This is a genomic window from Flavobacterium sp. KBS0721, from assembly GCF_002007065.3.
GTDB lineage: Bacteria > Bacteroidota > Bacteroidia > Flavobacteriales > Flavobacteriaceae > Flavobacterium > Flavobacterium piscis.
In genome coordinates this window covers 1,221,608-1,241,455 of the sequence record NZ_CP042170.1, presented here as the reverse complement: position 1 = coordinate 1,241,455, position 19,848 = coordinate 1,221,608, and the positions used below count along the sequence as shown (strand labels likewise).

At 35.7% G+C, this 19,848-nt stretch carries 11 protein-coding genes; 8 read left to right on the top strand and 3 right to left on the bottom strand.

Annotation, left to right across the window (positions count from 1 at the left end; genetic code table 11):
* Window positions 1-258 precede the first annotated feature (258 nt).
* Window positions 259-948, top strand: a complete 690-nt coding sequence (locus B0M43_RS05605) for an NUDIX domain-containing protein (RefSeq protein WP_065451695.1) — start codon at window positions 259-261, stop codon at window positions 946-948.
* 492 nt (window positions 949-1,440) lie between these two features.
* On the opposite strand, the gene fsa is transcribed toward B0M43_RS05605, so the two are convergent.
* The 3 genes from fsa to B0M43_RS05590 form a co-directional block, all read right to left on the bottom strand.
* Window positions 1,441-2,097 (bottom strand): fructose-6-phosphate aldolase, encoded by a 657-nt coding sequence (gene fsa / locus B0M43_RS05600; RefSeq protein ID WP_065451696.1) that lies wholly within the window; start codon window positions 2,095-2,097, stop codon window positions 1,441-1,443.
* A 9-nt stretch (window positions 2,098-2,106) separates the two neighbouring features.
* On the bottom strand, window positions 2,107-4,161 hold the full coding sequence (locus B0M43_RS05595) for a transketolase (protein ID WP_078006542.1): 2,055 nt from the start codon (window positions 4,159-4,161) through the stop codon (window positions 2,107-2,109).
* Window positions 4,162-4,777: 616 nt separating this feature from the next.
* Entirely contained in the window at window positions 4,778-5,776 is a 999-nt protein-coding gene (locus B0M43_RS05590; RefSeq protein WP_065451698.1) for a GntR family transcriptional regulator, read from the bottom strand.
* Between the two features lie 102 nt (window positions 5,777-5,878).
* Between B0M43_RS05590 and B0M43_RS05585 the strand changes: the two genes are divergently transcribed.
* The 7 genes from B0M43_RS05585 to B0M43_RS05555 all read left to right on the top strand — a co-directional run bounded on the left by B0M43_RS05585 (window position 5,879) and on the right by B0M43_RS05555 (window position 19,442).
* The gene (locus tag B0M43_RS05585) at window positions 5,879-6,934 is read left to right on the top strand and encodes an aldose epimerase family protein (RefSeq protein WP_078006543.1); all 1,056 of its coding nucleotides are present in this window, start codon (window positions 5,879-5,881) and stop codon (window positions 6,932-6,934) included.
* A gap of 57 nt (window positions 6,935-6,991) precedes the next feature.
* A complete protein-coding gene (gene galK, locus B0M43_RS05580; RefSeq protein WP_078006544.1) occupies window positions 6,992-8,152 on the top strand; it encodes a galactokinase in 1,161 nt (386 codons plus the stop codon).
* A 16-nt stretch (window positions 8,153-8,168) separates the two neighbouring features.
* Window positions 8,169-9,224 (top strand): UDP-glucose--hexose-1-phosphate uridylyltransferase, encoded by a 1,056-nt coding sequence (locus tag B0M43_RS05575; protein WP_078006545.1) that lies wholly within the window; start codon window positions 8,169-8,171, stop codon window positions 9,222-9,224.
* Window positions 9,225-9,447: 223 nt separating this feature from the next.
* Window positions 9,448-11,133: a sodium/sugar symporter gene (locus B0M43_RS05570; protein WP_078006546.1), complete on the top strand. Its 1,686-nt coding sequence runs from the start codon at window positions 9,448-9,450 to the stop codon at window positions 11,131-11,133.
* 558 nt (window positions 11,134-11,691) lie between these two features.
* Window positions 11,692-15,474, top strand: coding sequence for a collagen-like protein (locus B0M43_RS05565; RefSeq protein WP_078006547.1), 3,783 nt, complete (start codon window positions 11,692-11,694; stop codon window positions 15,472-15,474).
* 242 nt (window positions 15,475-15,716) lie between these two features.
* Window positions 15,717-16,976, top strand: a complete 1,260-nt coding sequence (locus B0M43_RS05560; RefSeq protein WP_078006548.1) for a hypothetical protein — start codon at window positions 15,717-15,719, stop codon at window positions 16,974-16,976.
* 72 nt (window positions 16,977-17,048) lie between these two features.
* The gene (locus B0M43_RS05555; RefSeq protein WP_078006549.1) at window positions 17,049-19,442 is read left to right on the top strand and encodes a hypothetical protein; all 2,394 of its coding nucleotides are present in this window, start codon (window positions 17,049-17,051) and stop codon (window positions 19,440-19,442) included.
* Window positions 19,443-19,848 lie beyond the last annotated feature (406 nt).

The window sequence follows — 19,848 nt, the reverse complement described above, 5'->3', positions numbered from 1 at the left end:
AAAGCATAAAATTTTGTTATTTTTGTAAATAAAATCCTGTTTAGGTTCTTTTAAATTTGGACAACGAGTTCAATTTTCAGGAAAATATGATCTTTTTGGCTTCGAAAACGATTGAAAAAGATAAATTGTAATCTAAATTTGACCTTAAAAACTTATTAGTAAACCTCTTGAAAGACTAATTTATTAAGTGTAAAAACCACATTAATAAATTATGAAACGTATTAGGAAGTTTATATATTTACCAATAAAAAATTGAATATGCTAAACAGTTATAGTTCTGCAGATAAAGTCTTATTAGCAGTAGATTGTATCATTTTTGGATTCGACAATGAAGGGCTGAAAATCCTTTTGATCAAGAGAGATTTTGAACCTGAAAAGGGAAAATGGTCTTTGATTGGAGGTTTTTTAAAACGAGATGAAGTATTGGATGATGCTGCGATCAGAATCTTAAATAAGTATACGGGTTTGAACGATATTTATATGGAGCAACTATACGCCTACAGCGAAATTGATCGTGATCCTGTAGAAAGAACCATTTCTGTTTCGTATTATGCTTTAATTAATATCGAAAATCATAATGCCGAGCTTATTAAAAATTATCACGCACAATGGTTTAGTATTGCAGACGCTCCAAATTTAATTTTTGACCACAACGAAATGGTACAGCAAGCCATAAGAAGATTGCGTTACAGAACTTCGATCAAGCCAATTGGTTTTGAATTGCTTCCTGAAAAATTTACTATGCGTCAGTTGTTAGAATTATATGAAGCTATTTTAAGTAAAGAATTGGACAAACGTAATTTTATCAGCAAGATTAATTCTTTAGAAATCCTGAATAAACTAGATGAAAAAGATATGCAGTCTTCCCGAAAAGGATCTTACTTGTATACTTTTAATAAAGAAAAATACGAAGAGAAATTACTGAATGATTTTGTATTGAATTTGTAAAAAGTGGTTGGGCCACGGGTTTTAACGGATTAAACTGATTTTCACTGATTTTTTTTATAGAGAATTCTAAAAATTCTCTCGCAGATAAAGCAGATCGGGCAGATTAAAAATTAGAAAAAAAAATCTGCTAAATCTGCGAGAGAAAAAAGATCAAAGTATTACTTAGTTTCGTTCAGAAATAAGGCGAATTAAAAATTAAAAAATCTGTGTCAACCCGTATCATCCGCACAATCCGTGGGCTTATAATATTATAAAAAACAAAACCCTGAAAGCCACAAACTTTCAGGGTTTTTTCTTCAAAAAAACTACTATTAAAAACTAACAAATTATTATTTTAAGTTTTGGTCACGGATTTTAGACAAACAGATCTTTGCAGTTATTTTATTTATCAATTGAACTGGTATGATAAATTTTAATTGAGCTATCCATTAAATTTAAATCTGCGACAACCTGTTTAATCCGTTAAATCCGTGGCCCAAAAAAGTCTTCTAATTAACTATTTCCTTTTTGGTAATCAGCAAGGAAAGTAGCAAGACCAATATCCGTTAAAGGATGTTTTAATAAACCTTCGATGGCACTTAATGGCCCGGTAATAACATCTGATCCTATTTTTGCGCAATTGATAATGTGCATTACATTACGAACAGAAGCGGCTAAAATCTGGGTTTCGTAACCGAAATTATCATAAATCAGTCTGATATCTTCAATCAGCACCATTCCGTCAGTCGATACATCATCTAAGCGGCCAATAAACGGCGACACATAAGTTGCTCCGGCTTTTGCAGCCAATAAAGCCTGACCTGCAGAAAATACCAAAGTACAATTGGTTCTGATTCCTTTATTCGAAAAATACCTGATTGCTTTTACACCATCTTTTATCATCGGGATTTTTACCACAATTTGCGGATGCAAAGCCGCCAGTTTTTCACCTTCGGCAATCATACCTTCAAAATTGGTCGAGATTACTTCGGCACTTACATCGCCATCAACCAACTCGCAAATTTTTATATAATGATCTAAAATATTCTGAGCTCCGGTAATTCCTTCTTTTGCCATTAACGAAGGGTTTGTGGTTACACCATCTAAAACACCTAAATCATTGGCTTCTTTAATATCTTTTAAGTTTGCTGTATCTATAAAAAATTTCATGTTGTTCTATTATTTTAATAAGTTGTAATTATTATTTTCTAAATATTTTAAAATTTCTTTACGGGCATTTTCGCTTGTAAATCCAAATTTCTGATCTAAAACGGATGCCGGAGCCGAATATCCAAAATGGTCTAAACCAAATACTTGTCCTTTAGTACCAACAAGATTTTCTAAATTAACCGGAAGTCCGGCGGTAAGTCCGAAAACCAAAGCATCTTTTGGAATAACACTTTCCTGATATTCCGCAGACTGAGATCTGAAAAGTCCTTCTGAAATAATAGAAGCTACATTTATTTTTAATTTAAAATTTTGTTCCAGTTCATTTGCAGCTTCGATAAGCGTTGCTACTTCAGATCCGTTTGCTATTAAAGTGATATCAGGATTTGGATTTGATCGTACCAGATAACCTCCTTTTTTTGCCTGAGAAGCTTCTTCAAATCTTGTGTTTCCGTTGGTTGGAAGATCCTTAATATCTTGTCTCGAAAGAATTAATCCTGTTGGCGTTTTTTTATTTTCTAACGCCATTTGCCAGGCCACAGAAGTTTCTACAGCATCTGCAGGACGTAAAGCCAGTAAACTCTGATCTCCGGAATGGTTTTTAATTTTCTCTAATAATCGAATTTGCGCTTCCTGCTCGATGGGTTGGTGCGTTGGACCATCTTCGCCTACGCGGAAAGAATCATGCGTCCAGACATATTTTACCGGTAATTCCTGAATCGCCGCCAAACGAATTGCCGGTTTCATATAATCTGAAAACACAAAAAATGTTGCTACAACCGGAATAACTCCTCCATGAAGCGCGATTCCGTTGGCAATTGCTGCCATCGTTAATTCTGCAACACCAGCTTGAAGAAATCCTCCGCTAAAATTATTCTTTTGTAAAACCGATGATTTTTTAAGGAAACCATCAGTTTTATCGCTGTTCGATAAATCGGCAGAAGAGACGATCATGTTTTCTACATTTTCAGCCAGATATCCTAAAACTGCCGCCGATGCATCGCGGGTTGCCGCATTGGCTTTTTGAGCAATTGTACTAAAATCCAATGCAGGTAAATCTCCGTTAAAGAATTGTTGTATCTTTTTAGCTAACGTTGGATTTTGTTTTTCCCAAGCTGAAATTTGTATTTTTCTGTTCGCCGCTTCTGCTGTTTTATTTTTTAAAATTGCTTCATAATGCGATTCAACTTCTTTATAAACAGCAAATGAATCTTCAGGATTTGCGCCTAAATTGACTAATGTTTTTTCGAAATTGGCTTTTGTCGCTCCAATAGGTTTTCCGTGCAATTCGCATTGTCCTTCGTACATCGTTCCATCAGCCGTTACACATCCTTTTCCCATTATAGTGCGGCCAATAATTAGGGTTGGTCTTTCTAATTCGGCGTGAGCGGCATTTAATGCTGAACGAATGTGAGTATGATTATGACCATCGATAGTAATTACTTTCCAACCCCATGATTCGTATTTCATTGCTGTATTTTCGGTTGTAACCTCATCTGTCATCGATGAAAGCTGTACATCATTCGAATCATAAAACATGATAAAATTATTCAGTCCTAAATGTCCTGCAATTCTTCCTGCTCCTTGCGAAATTTCTTCCTGAACACCGCCATCGGTAATAAAACCGTATATTTTATGATCGAATAAATTTTCGAATCTTGCCGATAAAAATTTAGCCGCAATGGCAGCTCCAACGCCCATTGCATGTCCCTGACCCAAGGGTCCTGATGTATTTTCGATTCCTCTTTTTACATCAATTTCAGGATGCCCGGGAGTTACAGAACCCCATTGCCTGAAATTTTCAAGATCTGATTTTTCGTAATTGCCAAGTAAATGATATTGTGCATACATTAAAGCCGAAAGATGTCCCGCATCCATAAAAAAACGATCTCTGAAAATCCAGTTCATATCACTGGGATCGTATTTTAAATATTCAGAATAGAGAATGTGCATGAAATCTGCGCCTCCCATAGATCCTCCGGGATGACCGGAATTTGCTTTTTCGACCATCGAAATAGCCAAAGCTCTTATATTATCTGCCGATAATTGGTCTATTTTGTTATTCATTTCTAAGTTAATTTCAAGTTGGTTTGGTTTATTTAATAGCAGATTTGTATTGGTTTTTACTAAATTTTAAAATAGAACGTATGCTATTTTTTTAAAGTAAAAACAAAACAAATAATAAGTGTAAAATTTACATTTACAAATGTATATAAAATAACTCTACAAAAACAAAAAAATTGTTTCCTTATTTTTTTAATTAAAAAATTAGGGATTTAATATATTAAGTGTTTTAATTGTGAGATATTGATTTGTTATATAAAAAACAAACCATAATGGGAGATTGGAAATTGGTAGAGATGTCCCTATGGGACAATTGCGTGGTGTGATAATTTAATCTGCTACCGACCTTTAACTCCTAACGGAGTTATACAATTAGGATGAATAATCGTGGAAAATATTATGAATAAATTTTATACTAACAGCTACCAAAGACTACCAACCTTTAACTCCTAGAGGAGTTATCCAATAGAAATCTAAATAATTGGCGGAAACAATTCTTATAATTATGCGAAAAGAAATATCTCGTAGAGATTATATGTTGGTAGAAATACAATATCCTCCACATTCCAAAATGTCCCATAGGGACTAAACCAATCGATTAAAATAACATTTTCCTCTTTTACAAAGAATTGCGCATCGTGAGAGATGATTTGTTTTCTATTTGTTCTTTCTTTCCTTTAAGGACCATATCGGCTAAAATTTTTCCCATTGTTTCAAAGTGAGTCGAAATTGTGGTAATTCCGTTGGCGACAATCTTTTTTAGCGGGGTTTCGTTATAGGATATAATGCCAAAATCAATTCCTAATTTCAGGTTTTTTTCTCTTGCTTTTTCGATTACGCGCACTAAATCACGATCATTTGGGATAATATATAAATCGCCCAGAATAATTTCGCGATCAGTAAATTCAGTGATGATTTCATATTCAAAATCATATTTAGTACAAAAAGCTTCAAACCCAATTTTCATTCCGAGTGGCTCTCTGAAACCGGGAAAAATCAGAATCAACTTTTCGTATTTACCCAGTCTGGACTTTCCTTTAAGCAGTCCTTCAAAAATATCTTTTTCATGATTTTGATAAATTGCGGGATACAATTTCAAATCAGGATTGGTCTGATCCAGTATGATTACTTCGCCTACTGGTAGGGTTTTTATCAATCTGGCTACATCGTTTAAGTTGGTGGGCATAATGATGTATTTTGTATAATTTCCGTTACTGTCGTTTATAAGCTTTTGAAAAACCGGAACATTAAAATGATGAAAGAAAATATCGACCTGAGCATTTTTTCCAATGTGCTGCAAAAACGAATTATAAATGTCTTCCTTAAAACTATTTAATTCATCAAATAATAAAAAAACCTTTTGTTTTATAGTGGTTTCAACGCTTTTTACATAATATCCTTTGCCAGGAATGGCGTAAATAATCCCTCTTTTTTTGAGTTCATCGTATCCTAATAAAACAGTATCACGCGATAATGAAAAAGCCAGACAAACTTTATTTACAGACGGAAGCCGGTCGCCTTTTACAAGTTTTTCTTCTTCGATTGCTTTTTCTATTGACAGAATTATCTGCTTATATTTTGGCAAACCAATGTTGTTTTGAATCGAAATAATATTCATAAAAAAGGAAATTTTGGTGCAATATACAAAAAACTGGTAGGTACTGGTATGCAAACGTAAATAATGTTTCTATTTTTGGATTTCACTTTTGGCAAAAATAGTATGGAAATAAAACAAATATCGCATTTTCAAAACGGATCTGTATCTAAATCATTTGGTTTAATGCCTGATAAGGAAGAAATTCTTTCTTTTGAATTATCAAATAAAAACGGAATGAAAGTTCAGGTCATTAATTATGGTGCTACTGTAACTTCATTACAAATTCCGGTTTCAAATGGTCAGCTTGTTGATGTTGTTTTGGGTTTTGATACTTTAGAATCGTACCTGGCTTCGTATACTTTATCAGGTGCTCCTTATTTTGGAACAACTGTTGGCCGTTATGCAGGACGAATTAGTAAAGGTATTTTTAAGTTAAATGATAAAGCCTACCAGCTCAACATTAACAACAACGGAAATGCATTACACGGCGGAAATGTTGGTTTTGGACAAAAAGTATGGAATGTTACCAATATTACTTCAGGCGATAATCCGTCGATTACATTGAGTCTTTTGAGTGAAGATTTAGATGAAAATTTCCCTGGAGAATTAGACGTTGATTTGACTTATACTTTGACCGAAGAAAACGAACTGAAGCTGGAATATAAAGCAACCACTACAGAAGATACGGTTATCAACTTAACGCATCATAGTTATTTTAATCTTGATGGTCATGACGGGAATGTTCTGGATCAGACTATGTTTATTGATGCCGAAAAAATGTTGGAAACAGATTCAGATAATATTCCTAGCGGAAATTTTACGGCTCTTGCTGATCATGATTTCGATTTTAGAACCACAAAAAAATGTCCTGCTATTATTGATAATTCGTTTGTGGTTGAAGCTACAAATAATGCTGTTGCAAAATTATACAGTGCTAAAAACAACTTGCAAATGAGTGTTTACACAGATCAGCCAAGTGTTCATATTTATGTAGGTGGTAAATGTTCTGATACCTTAACAGGGAAAGAAAACACAAAATATCATGCGTCAAGCGGAATTTGTTTTGAAACTCAAAATTTTCCGGATGCACCCAATCAGCAACATTTTCCAAATTCGGTTTTGAAAAAAGGCGAAGAATACCATCAAACAACGGTTTATAAATTCGAAACTATAAACTAATATTATTTAAAGAAAAGTTCAAAAATTACAAGATAATACCCTTTCAATTACATCATAATGAATGACATTTTAGTACAGAACACAACTGCTTTTTTTGAGAAATCTTTTGGATCAGCTCCTCAAAAAGTAGTACTTTCTCCAGGAAGAATCAACATCATTGGGGAACATATTGATTATAATGACGGTTATGTTTTACCCGCTGCCATAGACAAAGTAATTTGTTTTGCTTTTGCGAAAAACGATACCCAAAAATCGCGAATAGTTGCCATCGATTTAAACGAAGATTTTGAAATTGATCTGACTCAGGAAATCACATTAAGCGATGTGGTCTGGACCAATTACATCCGAGGCGTTATCAAACAATTGCAGGATAACGGATTTGCGTTTGAAGGTTTCAACTGTGTTTTTAGCAGTAATATTCCGGTGGGTTCCGGTTTATCATCTTCTGCGGCTTTAGAATGCGGAACGATTTTCGGAATCAAGGCACTTTTCAATCTAAAAATTGAAAAAGTTGACATTTCTTTATTAGGACAAAAAGCAGAACACTGGGTAGGTATCAATTGTGGTATCATGGATCAGTTTTCGAGCGTTCACGGTCTTGAAAATAAAGTGATTAAACTAGATTGTAATACGCTTGATTTTGAATATCACAATGCTGATTTTAAAGATTACTCTTTAGTGTTATTTGATAGTAATGTAAAACACTCGCTTTTTACATCTGAATACAATAACCGAAGAATTGAGTGCGAACAAGGATTGGCGATTATTAAAGAAAATTTCCCTGCAATAAAAAGCTTCAGAGATTGTACTGAAGAACAGCTTTTGAGCATTCAGGATAAAATAAATGAAACTGTTTTTAAAAGAGTGCACTTTGTTGTAAAAGAAATTAACCGCGTAATTAAAGCTTGTGAAGCTTTGGATAACGGAAATATAGAACTTTTAGGACAATTGCTTTTTGAAACCCATTATGGTTTATCGCAAGAATATGAGGTAAGTTGTGCCGAGCTTGATATGCTTGTAGATACTGCAAAAGCTGATGATGCAATTATTGGTTCCCGATTAATGGGCGGCGGTTTTGGCGGCTGCACTATCAATTTGATTAAAAAAGGTCATGAAAATGAGGTGAAAAGTAAGTTTTCAAATCTTTATTTAGATACATTTGGGATTGAATTAAAATTTTATGATGTAAAAATCTCAAACGGAACAACACTACTTTAATACCACAAGAATTACAATGAAAAATTTTGACATTAACGAAGATCCACACAGACGTTTTAATCCCTTAATTAATGAATGGGTTTTAGTATCACCTCATCGTGCAAAACGCCCGTGGCAAGGACAAAATGAAACCATTTCAACTGAAACATTACCTAAATATGACCCAACTTGTTATTTGTGTCCGGGAAATGTTCGCGCTAACGGATTAAATAACCCGAATTACGAAAGCAGTTTTGTATTCGAAAATGATTTTGCTGCCATGAAGCAGGACGAAATTATTTTTGAAGAAGACATCAAACATACTTTCTTTAAAGCAAAACCGGAACAGGGAATTTCCAGAGTAGTTTGTTTTTCACCAAGACACGATCTTACGTTACCGGAAATGGAAATTGACGGGATCGAAAACATTATTAGAACCTGGCAAAAAGAATACACTGATTTAGGAAACATAAAATACATCAACCACGTTCAGATTTTTGAAAATAAAGGAAGCGTGATGGGCTGTAGTAACCCACACCCGCACGGTCAAATCTGGGCGCAATCGTCATTGCCAACTCAGGTGGAAAAAACACAAAACAGCCTGAAATCTTATTTCGATAAAAACAACAGAACACTTCTTGAAGATTACCTGCAAGCCGAATTGAAAAGCGGAGAACGTATTGTAATCGAGAATGATCACTTCGTGGCGTTGGTTCCGTTTTGGGCAATCTGGCCTTACGAAACTATGATTATCAGTAAAAGAGCTCTTAATAAAATTACTGATTTTACAGCTGAAGAAGTGAATGCGTTCGCTACAATTTTAAAACAATTAACGATTAAGTACGACAATTTATTTAGTACTTCATTCCCCTATTCATCAGGAATTCACCAGTCACCAACAGATGGTTTAGACCATCCTGAATGGCATTTCCACATGCATTTTTATCCGCCATTATTACGTTCGGCAACGGTTAAAAAATTCATGGTGGGTTACGAAATGTTAGGCGAATCGCAGCGTGATATTACACCCGAAAAAAGTGCCGAAATTTTAAGACAACAACCTGATGTGCATTATAAATCGGCTGGTAAATAAGCTCTAAAAGTCATTTTATAATAGAGTCATTTTAAAATTTAACACAATAATTAATTTATAAATGTAAAAAACACATTTGTAAATGCTGTATTTATAATTATTTATTTTACTTTTGGCTTCGTTCTTATTTTAATAAAAAAATAACAGAATAAAAACACATATCACATTTTAAACCAAATTAAACAAACAATCACCTATACTAATTTTTAAAATACTACTAACAATGAACCAGAACCTCGCTTTCGCAGATTATGCGGTTTTTATTATTTATTTTATCGTAGTTTCTGCCTACGGTTATACAGTTTACCGCAAACGTAAACAAGACGAACAAGATGCTAAGGCTTACTTTTTGGCCGAAGGAAACTTAACCTGGTGGGCTATTGGAGCATCTTTAATTGCCTCAAATATTTCAGCAGAACAGTTCATCGGGATGAGCGGTGAAGGTTTCTTTTTAGGAATTGCTGTTGCAGCTTACGAATGGCTTGCTGCTATCGCTTTGATTATTGTAGCAGTTTGGTTCATTCCTGTATATCTTAAAAATAAGATTTACACGATGCCTCAATTCTTAAAAACACGTTACAACGAATCTACTGCATTGATTATGGCGGTTTTCTGGTTGTTTTTATATGTATTTGTAAACTTAACTTCTATCCTTTATTTAGGAGCGGTTGCTATTAATGGTTTAGCCGGTGGAGAATACCTGCACGTGATCATGATAGGTTTAGCAGTATTCGCTTTATTCATCTCTTTAGGAGGTATGAAAGTGGTTGCTTATACAGATGTTATTCAGGTTGCTGTTTTGATCATTGGTGGTTTGGTAACTTCATATATCGCACTAACAACTGTTGGACAATATTTTGGAGTAGGTGAAAATGCTATTGCCGGTTTCAAGGTTTTAATGAGAGAAGCTCCTGAGCATTTCAAAATGATTATTCCAAAACCAACTGCAAATTCTTCTCAACTTGATATTGATAAATATTTAACTTTCCCTGGTTTGATGTCTTACCTTGCCGGTATCTGGATTATCAACTTAAACTATTGGGGTTGTAACCAATACATTACTCAAAGAGCGCTAGGTGCTGATTTACAAACGGCTCGTACAGGTATTTTGTTTGCAGGTATGCTAAAATTATTAATGCCATTAATCGTAATGTTACCTGGTATTGCTGCTTATGTACTTTACGTAAACGGACATTTACCTCAATTAGTTGGAGGAAAAGACGGAGCTTATTCTGCTGTATTGACTTTCTTACCAACAGGATTAAAAGGACTTTCTGTAGCGGCTTTAACTGCTGCAATCGTAGCTTCATTAGCCGGAAAAGTAAACAGTATCTCGACTATTTATACTTTAGATATTCATAAAAAATACATCCAGAAAGATGCTGGCGAAAAACAACAAGTAAACATTGGTAGAATTGCCGTTTTTGCTGCTATGCTTTTAGCTGTTTTATTTACTTGGAATGACATCTTAGGAATTGGCGGAGTTGGTGGATTTACTTACATCCAAAAATATACAGGATTTATTAGCCCTGGTGTATTTGCGATGTTCTTCCTTGGTATGTTCTGGAAAAGAACAACTGGAACTGCAGCAATTGTAGGTGTAATTTTAGGATTTGTTTTATCTGTATTATTCAACGAATATGCTCCAATGTTATTTGGAAACGAAACTTTACTATACACAGCTTATCCTAACGGAAAAGGTGCATTCGAAATTCCTTTCCATATTTGTATGGGATTATCATTCTTCTTTACAATGTTAGCGATGATTGCAATCAGTTTTGCAGGACCAAAAGTAAATCCTAAAGCATTTGAAATCGATGCTGAAATGTTTAAAGTAAAACCACAAACTACAGTTTTAATCGTAATTACATTATTAGTAATTGTAGCTTTATACGTTAAATTCTGGTAATATATTTTTTACCAGAATATTTTTCAAGACAAAATAAAAAACTGTTCGAAAGTATTTTCGGGCAGTTTTTTTTGTTTTTGTACTTTCGTATCTCATGATCTAAATAGGCCTCTTTTTATTTATTTTTAGATATTAATCCATTACTCTATCGCAACAGCATACCGGTCATTAAATAATGAACCATTGCTGCTACATTCTATTTTATGTAAACTAGCTACAGTTCTTCAAAAGGAATAAATCACATTATCTTATACATTTTAAAGTATTCTAGCCTCTTTTCAGTCTTCTATTTTTTACTGAATTTAGGTCATTCTTTTGACATTTAATTTATTCATTATAGTATTCAAATATATATTTTAACGTTTTTTACTTCACATAATATCAGGATAATCCACTCCTTATAGCTATCCATTTGGAATTAACTTATTCTTAAATACCCTAATCTAATACTTAAAAAACTTATCGGAGTAATCTTATAAAACATTAGAGGAGACATTTGCATTTTTCAAATTTTAATGTTTGATCAATAAAATGTAACTATATAATAATTATAATACTATGAAGAACAGATTACTCCCTTTAGTTTTTGTTTTAGGATGTTATTCGGCTTATTCACAGGTCGGTGTTGGAACCCTAAATCCACATGAAGCGTCAAAACTTCAAGTTTTTGAAGCAAAGCACAATAAAGGTATTTTAATACCTAGTGTTGCCTTAACTGGTACTGCTGATGCAACAACAGTTAAAAATTTAGATAGTGATGCTAATAGTTTATTAGTATATAATACTGCGAATGTTGCAGATGTTACCGAAGGGTACTACTACTGGACGGCAGCAGATCAAAAATGGAATAGAATAGTTTCTGCAAAAGATCTATCAGCAGCAATTGACAGTGTCGGTGGTATAAACGGAATTGCAGGTGCTGCAGGAGCGCCGGGTACACCAGGTGCAATTACTACACTTGATGTAATTGTAAAAGATCCGAACGGTGATATATACGCATACGTTGGAACAAAAACAACAGCTGCAGAACGTGCTACTGAATGGGAACAAAAATCTCCAAACTGGGTTAAGATCAATGGCCTTGACGGTAGAGATGGAAAAGATGGAATAGTTGGAGGTACAGGAGCACCAGGTTCAAAGGGTGAGACTGGCTATCCAGGTGACAATATTGCAATGTATATTGATAATGCAACTGGAATAATATACGTACGCGACCCTAACAATGATGATAAGTGGATTGCCTTAACAGGTAAAAACGGTATCGACGGAATTGCAGGTGCTGCTGGAGCACCGGGTACTGCAGGCTCTATTACCACTTTGGATGCAATTGTAAAAGATCCAAACGGAGATATTTACGCATATGTTGGAACAGACAAAACAGTAGCGGGACGCGACACAGAATGGGCAGCTAAATCTCCAAACTGGGTTAAAATCAATGGCCTTAACGGTAAAGATGGAATTGCAGGCGCTACAGGAGCGCCAGGTACTGCAGGTTCAATTACTACACTCGATGCAATTATAAAAGATCCAAACGGTGATATTTACGCATATGTTGGAACAAAAAAAACAGCTGCAGAACGTGATGAAGAGTGGGTAGATAAATCTCCAAACTGGGTCAAAATCAATGGACTTAATGGTAAAGACGGCCAGGATGGAATAGTTGGAGGTACAGGAGCACCAGGTTCAAAGGGCGAGACTGGATATCCAGGTGACAATGTTGCAATGTATATTGATAATGCAACTGGAATAATATACGTACGAGACCCTAATGATAACGATAAGTGGATTGCTTTAACAGGTAAAAATGGTATCGACGGAATTGCAGGTGCTGCAGGAGCACCAGGTACTGCTGGCTCTATTACCACCTTAGATGCAATTGTAAAAGATCCCAACGGTGATATTTACGCATATGTTGGAACAGACAAAACAGTAGCAGGACGTGATGCAGATTGGGCAAATAAATCTCCAAACTGGGTTAAGATCAATGGCCTTAACGGTAAAGATGGAATTGCAGGGGCCTCAGGAGCACCGGGTACTGCTGGCTCTATTACTACACTGGATGCAATTGTAAAAGATACAAACGGTGATATTTACGCATACGTTGGATCAGAAACAACAGTTGCAGGACGTGATGCAGATTGGGCAAATAAATCTCCAAACTGGGTTAAAATCAATGGCCTTAACGGTAAAGATGGAATCGCAGGTGCTACAGGAGCACCAGGGACTGCAGGTTCAATTACTACACTCGATGCAATTATAAAAGATCCAAACGGTGATATTTACGCATATGTTGGAACAAAAAAAACAGCTGCAGAACGTGATGAAGAGTGGGTAGATAAATCTCCAAACTGGGTCAAAATCAATGGACTTAATGGTAAAGACGGCCAGGATGGAATAGTTGGAGGTACAGGAGCACCAGGTTCAAAGGGCGAGACTGGATATCCAGGTGACAATGTTGCAATGTATATTGATAATGCAACTGGAATAATATACGTACGAGACCCTAATGATAACGATAAGTGGATAGCCTTAACAGGTAAAAATGGTATTGACGGAATTGCAGGAGCTTCTGGAGCACCAGGTACTCCAGGTGCAATTACTACACTCGATGCAATTGTCAAAGATACTAACGGAGATATCTATGCTTACGTTGGAACAGACAGAACAGTAGAAGGACGTGCTACGGATTGGGAACAAAAATCTCCAAACTGGGTTAAGATCAGCGGTCTTAACGGTAAAGATGGAATTGCAGGAGCTACGGGAGCACCAGGTACTGCCGGTTCAATTACTACACTTGATGCAATTGTAAAAGATACAAACGGTGATATTTACGCATACGTTGGATCAGAAACAACAGTTGCAGGACGTGATGCAGATTGGGCAAATAAATCTCCAAACTGGGTTAAGATCAACGGTCTTAACGGTAAAGATGGAATTGCAGGGGCCTCAGGAGCACCAGGTACTGCCGGTTCTATTACTACACTCGATGCAATTGTAAAAGATACAAACGGTGATATTTACGCATACGTTGGATCAGAAACAACAGTTGCAGGACGTGATGCAGATTGGGCAAATAAATCTCCAAACTGGGTTAAAATCAATGGCCTTAACGGTAAAGATGGAATCGCAGGTGCTACAGGAGCACCAGGTACTGCCGGTTCAATTACTACACTCGATGCAATTATAAAAGATCCAAACGGTGATATTTACGCATATGTTGGAACAAAAAAAACAGCTGCAGAACGTGATGAAGAGTGGGTAGATAAATCTCCAAACTGGGTCAAAATCAATGGACTTAATGGTAAAGACGGCCAGGATGGAATAGTTGGAGGTACAGGAGCACCAGGTTCAAAGGGCGAGACTGGATATCCAGGTGACAATGTTGCAATGTATATTGATAATGCAACTGGAATAATATACGTACGAGACCCTAATGATAACGATAAGTGGATTGCTTTAACAGGTAAAAATGGTATCGACGGAATTGCAGGTGCTGCAGGAGCACCAGGTACTGCTGGCTCTATTACCACTTTAGATGCAATTGTAAAAGATATAAACGGTGATATTTACGCATATGTTGGAACAGACAAAACAGTAGCAGGACGTGATGCAGATTGGGCAAATAAATCTCCAAACTGGGTGAAAATCAATGGCCTTAATGGTAAAGATGGAATTGCAGGTGCTGCAGGAGCACCAGGTACTGCCGGTTCAATTACTACACTCGATGCAATTGTAAAAGATACAAACGATGATATCTACGCATATGTTGGAACAAAAACAACAGCTGCAGAACGTGATACGGAATGGAAAGATAAATCTTCAAGTTGGGTTAAGATTAATAATGATACAACTGGTAAAGGAAGCTTAACTTCTGAAGACGGTCTTATTACTATTGGTGGTACAGCTGCTGGTACGGATATATTGTTTGCCGACGCTGCGTTAAAGATTAATGGAGGTGCTAAAGGACAAGTTCTAACAACTACAGATGATGATGGCAAAGTAGAATGGAAAAATCCTGTAAGCAACAAATTGAGTGTATTAAGGATTTCATCAAGTACTACTTTAAATATTGATACTGATAATGTAATAATTATTGATGCAAGTGGTGTCCCTGGAAATTTAACATTAACATTACCAACTGTAACCGACCCTCTTTTAGTTGGTAAGGTGTTCTCTATTAAGAGAGTAGACACTAATGATGATGCTTTTGTAAAAGTATCAGTTTCGAGTGGAACAATTGATGAGGCTGATGTAAAAATGACAATAGGTCAATCTAATTCATATCAGCTTATTTTAGAATCTGTAGCCCCATTAAGATGGCAAACACTTTCTAAATTATAGAATATTTTTTAAATAAATAAAAGGGAGGGGTGTGCCTCTCCCTTTTTTCAAAACTAAAAATTAATTTGTTCTTCTAAAATTTCTACAGGCAACTTTGAAACAATACTTAAAAATTTTCAATTTTGAAGCTACATGTATCAAATTTACTTGTAAATGGCTGGATAACAAAAAGACCTTCTCTTCAAATTAGAAGAGCTTTATAATATAGAATTACATAAGAGTTTTAATAAAATTCAATAGCAATGGAATTTAAAAATAAAATAATATTAATACTTGCCATGATTGGTTTTGGCACCCTATCCCATGCTCAAACGGGAATAGGAACACTCAATCCTGATAATTCTGCGCAGTTAGATATAACTTCCAATAAACGAGGTCTTCTCATGCCTAGAGTAGCTCTGGTAAATACAACAGATAATAGTCCTGTTACTAATCCTGCAACAAGTTTAATGATTTATAACACGGCGACTCTTAATGACGTGACGCCGGGGTACTATTATTGGAATAATAAGTGGATAAGGGTTGGTACTTTTGATACGGGTTCACTTTATAATCTTACGTCTGCAAATTCAGCACTTAGTATAACAGGCGGAGGGCAATTATTAACCGCAGCAACCTCTTTAGATATTAATGGTGGTACAGATGGACAGGTTTTAACTTCAAATGGAACTAATTCTGCTACGTGGAAAACTTTAGACGTGCCAGCTCAAATCGAATCAAATGCAGCAACGATCGTCGGTGGTACCAACTTTAATGAAGAACTTGAGAAAGTAATAAAATCAAAGGAAACACTAACTTCATTATTCTATGACGGGGGTAAACATTCTTTAATATTTACAGATGAAAATAATACCAAAACCGAATTCGAAATGATAGATTTGGTAGGTGATGCTCAAACGATTACAAATTTAACTGTAAATTCTACATTGGGAACACTTGATTATTATGATGAAAACAAGGACACATATTCATTAGATATTGGCGCTGCTGTCAAAGAACCATGGTTTGGTTCTGAAAGTAATAAAGGAGCAACAACAAATACTGAAAACATTTACACACAGGGATGGGTCGGAATTGGCTATACTACACCATCCGCAGCCCCTAATGAAAAACTAAGAGTTAACGGGGCTATTAGTACAGTGAATTCTTATTACGCCGATTATGTTTTCGAAGATTACTTCAAAGGATTTTCAGATATAAAAGCAGATTATAAATTTAAGGATTTAAAGAGTGTAGATACCTTTATTAGAACCAACAAGCATTTACCAGGGATAACACCCATCAATGAACTGGAAAAAACCAAAGAAGGATACTCTTTTAATGTTTCTGAACTGTCAATACAATTATTAGAAAAAACGGAAGAACTCTACCTGCATGTAATTGAACAGAACAAACAGCTTGAAGCAAAAGAGTTAGAAATTAAAATACTAAAAGAAGCTTCAGAAGCTATGGAATTGCGTTTGAGCAAATTAGAAACATTATTAAATAGTTCATTAAAATAAATGTTTCGACGGCATAAAATGATAACATGCGGTCCAGGCTTAATGAATTATAAACTTAATATGAAATAGACCATGAAAAATATATTAAAGTTGAGACAAATTGCTTTAGCAATATTCTTAATTATCAGTGGCTTGTCTCCAGTCTTTTCTCAGGTACAAAACTCCAAATTAAAAGACGGGACAATAAGCAGCGGATCGGAAAAAGCAAGACCCGGAGCAATATTCGAGTTGGAAAGCAACAGTAAAGGGATGTTAGTTTCGCGGTTAACCACTTCTCAAAGAGATGCTATTATTCCTGCCAATCTAAGCAACGGTTTATTGATTTTCAACACTACAACAAACTGTTTTGATTATTGGAATGCGGGACAGAATTTGTGGACGAGTATCTGTGGTACGCAGCCTCCTGCTACACTAAATATTGCTGTTGCTGATTGTAACCAGGGAATTGTGAATGGTGCCTATAAACAAGGTGTTGCTTTAACAGCTTCAAATTTTATGACTATTCCTGTGATAGTAACACAACCGGGAACGTACACAATATCAGCAACAACAAATAATGGATATTATTTTAATGCCAGCGGGGCTTTTCCTTCAGCGGGTTCTTATATATTGAACCTGCCTGGCGTAGGTACTCCAAATATGGGTTATGATGCCGGAAGTGCCGGAGATGCTGTTAAAGTTTCCATAAACGGATCTACAAATGATTGTTCACCCAATATTTTTGTAGAAAGGGCTGAAATTGATTACGCACTAAATTGTTCAAGTGTAACAAAGGAAGGGGTATATAATATCGGTTTACCTCTTACCACTAGTAACAAAATAACCTTGAGCGTAAACGTAACTAATATCGGATTTTGGAGCATAAGCACTAATACTATAAATGGTTACTCTTTTACAGGTGCGGGTAAATTTACAACGACAGGCCCTCAAAGTGTCGAATTATTAGGAACGGGAACTCCCTTAGCATCTCAAACAGATTCATTTGTCATTACATCAAATGCGAAAACCGTTTCTGGCGCATCATGTAGTGGCATACTTGTCACGGTATCTCCTGTCTCCTACACCATTAATTGTGCGGAAGCTACACCAACAGGAACCTATATGCAGGCATCACCGCTTAATACAGCAAATACGATTGTACTGCCGGTAAATGTAACAGCAACAGGTAAAACTACCATTACAACTACTACTACTAACGGAATGACCTTTAGTTCTGGCATTATAGATCTTTCGGCTTTAGGAACGCAACAGGTTATATTAAATGGAACAGGTACACCTCTTACACCTGGAAATACTGCATTTACAGTTACAGGAAGCCCAGGAACGTCAAGTTCTTGTACAGTAAATGTTACAGTGGCACAACAGCCAATAGCATATACTATAAACTGCGGCAGTATCACTACCACAGGTTCTTATTTACCCGGACTAGCAATGACATCAGCAAATACGATGGTAGTTCCTGTTAACGTAACGGCAGTTGGGGACTATAATCTAAGTACCAATACTGTAAATGGTATTAGCTTCTCTAAAACGGGTACGTTTACAAGTACGGGTGAGCAAAGTGTGACTATGTTTGCAGCTGGAACAGCGGGAGTTGGTGGTACTTTTAGTTACAATATTACATCGAACAGTATCAGCCCTGCCTGTACAGCAAATGTTACTGTCGGAATCCGTAAGATGAATGTACTGCATTTTGGGGATTTGACCGTGCATTACGGACCAGAGGCGCCTGGTTCTAACACGCCTTCCAGAGCTATGTTAGAATCAAGAAACAATTTTGGACCCAATAGTGGTGCTACTGTTGCAATGGAAGGTGTAAACATATTTACTTTAGGCCCCACTACAGATCCATCAGTGATAAAAAACTTTATCAACGCCAATAAAATCGATGTTATAATACAAACATGGTCATATGCGTGGGACTCCCAGTACTATACTCAACAAAATGGGGCGCTGTCCGTTCTTAATGATTTTGTTAAGAATAAAAAAGGAGTTTTAATTACCCTCCATGCTGGGGTAAGCGACAATGCAGACAGCTCGTTAAACACGGTTATGAATACTATTTTCAACACATCCGGTTTATCAAGTACTTCAGATAGCTCCAATTTAGCAAGCTGGCAATTTGCCAGCATAGCAGACCCTATTATTACAGGACCATTCGGTGATTTAAAAGGTCGTACTATCAATCAAACAAATGGTACTAGGTGTGCTCCTTTTACATCAGTACCTCCAAATGCAGTAAGTTTACTTCCTTTAAACGGCAAACATTATGCTTTTAGACATACAACATTAGGATATGCATTTTTTGGTCTAGATACTCCATTTATGGACACTGTTTGTGGTGTGTCGGGCACAGGAACTCCCATTGTGAAAAATGGTGCTTATAATAGCGCATTTTTTGGTAACCTGATGGCGTGGGCATTTAAATATGCTATGGAAAATGAAAATGTAAACTACCAAATTTAATAAAATCTAATTCATTATTGAATTATCCAAAATAAAAAGGGCTATCTTAAAAAAGACAGCCCTTTTTTTATAAAAATATTCTTAATTACATCATCATGTTTCTTAACAAAAGAGTTTTCATCATTGCAGACCGAATCTGCCAAATCATCAACATTTTTGCTTTTGATTTCTGAGTTTTCACTTGATATTTATTTTTTTAAAATAAAAGACCGTGTATAAGATGTTTTTTTTTATTCTACTAAACTACTCTGGATTGAAGGTGCAAAGGTTTGGTTTTATGAGAGACCGAAAGTCTTTCTGTTCTAAACTTAAATACAAATTTTAAAAACTGGTATCAGCTCAAAAATAATATTTATATTTTTTCGCATTACTAAAGTACTGCAATAAATTGCAGGGCTTTAAACCC